This is a genomic window from Acinetobacter sp. YH12094, from assembly GCF_013419295.1.
Lineage (GTDB): Bacteria > Pseudomonadota > Gammaproteobacteria > Pseudomonadales > Moraxellaceae > Acinetobacter > Acinetobacter amyesii.
In genome coordinates, this window is sequence record NZ_VPAK01000078.1 from 1 (window position 1) to 1,476 (window position 1,476).

The 1,476-nt window shown below is 39.3% G+C and carries 2 protein-coding genes and 1 pseudogene; all 3 read left to right on the forward strand.

Annotated features, from left to right (window positions below; all coding sequences use genetic code 11):
• On the forward strand, nt 1–315 hold a 315-nt coding region (locus FTU34_RS17795), incomplete at its 5' end, for a hypothetical protein (RefSeq protein ID WP_218944809.1).
• 86 nt (nt 316–401) lie between these two features.
• Nucleotides 402–1,277, forward strand: a complete 876-nt coding sequence (locus tag FTU34_RS17675; RefSeq protein WP_078081115.1) for an SDR family oxidoreductase — start codon at nt 402–404, stop codon at nt 1,275–1,277.
• A gap of 74 nt (nt 1,278–1,351) precedes the next feature.
• Nucleotides 1,352–1,476, forward strand: a pseudogene (locus FTU34_RS17680) (CmlA/FloR family chloramphenicol efflux MFS transporter); the annotation flags it as partial.

Genomic DNA, 1,476 nt, shown 5'->3' on the forward strand with positions numbered 1-1,476 from the left:
GTAAATTTTCAGCGTTGCTGGCTCCCCGTCAGCCGGATTGGGTTGCATCGCAGGGGTGTCGAAAGAGTCAACTGCGGTCCAAAGCTGTTGGACTTGGGTGAAAAGGGCGTTTATTCTTCCTATACGTATAGGAAACCTTTATTATACGGTTATAGTAAAAAGGGGGAGAGGAATCTTCCTCTTTTTTATTTTAAAGGGAGATCTCCCATGACACTTCGTAGAAAAGGGTACATCAATGAATTTGATGGCTTATTTGTGATACCAACAATCGGATTAATCCTGTTGAAATTTTATATTTCTATATTTAGAGCATAGGCAGATTGCCTGTGCTCTTTATTTTGTTTGTTTTAAATTGGTATTGAATGATACCAATATTACATGATTAATGGAGGAGATTATTTATGACATTTAATAACAATGAAAATACACGTGTGTGGTTTATTACAGGTGCAAGCAGTGGACTAGGATACGAATTCACAAAAAAAGCATTGGAGTCAGGAGAGAAGGTTGTTGGTGTTGCTAGAAATATTGAAAAACTGAATGAGTTAAAATGCCAGTTTGAAGGAATGTTACTTCCTTTAAGTCTTGATGTTACTGATAGAAGTGCTGTTTCGACTACAGTGGAAACTGCCATTAAACATTTTGGAAGACTCGATATTGTCATTAACAATGCAGGGAATATGGTAATGGGAATGATTGAAGAATTTAGTGAAGATGAAGTTAGAAGCCAAATGGAAACTAATTTCTTCGGTACAGTATGGGTAAGTCAAGCTGTTATGCCGTACTTGCGGGCACAAGAATCAGGTCATATTATCCAGATATCTAGTATTGGTGGACTGATTAGTGGTCCAATGTCGGGAATCTATAGCGCTAGTAAATTTGCTTTAGAAGGATTTAGCGAGGCTTTAGCACAAGAAGCTGCACATTTTGGTATAAAAGTATCTATCGTAGAACCTGGAGGTTACTGGACGAATCTATACTTAAAAATGAGTTTTACTACACAGAAAAAAGAGTATGATTCATTACGTGAAAAGTTGGCCCAACAATATTCAAACGAATCGGTGGATAGTGATCCTAAGTTAGCCGCCGAAGCTATAATGAAACTGGTTAATAGTGAGAATCCGCCTCTCCGATTAGTTCTGGGAAGCCTTGTATATGATTTAGCTGTTGAAAATGCAGAAAAACGTATATTTACATGGAAAGAGTGGGAATCAGTCAGTCGTTCTTCGGAACATGGGATTCCTGCACCAGAAGGATACGGAATAATTGAGGAATAGAAACCCTAAGAAATAAACTCTCTAAACTACAAAAACTAATTAATGATTTAATATGTTTATTAACTTAATCGCCGGGCGCAACGGCTTTCGTCATTGCGTCTCTGGGAGCAGCTTGGTCTTCAACTGCACCGGCCTTTGTCGCTTTCCGTCTACTTCAAGCAGTGGGCGCGTCGGCCATGCTGGTGGCGACGTTCGCGAC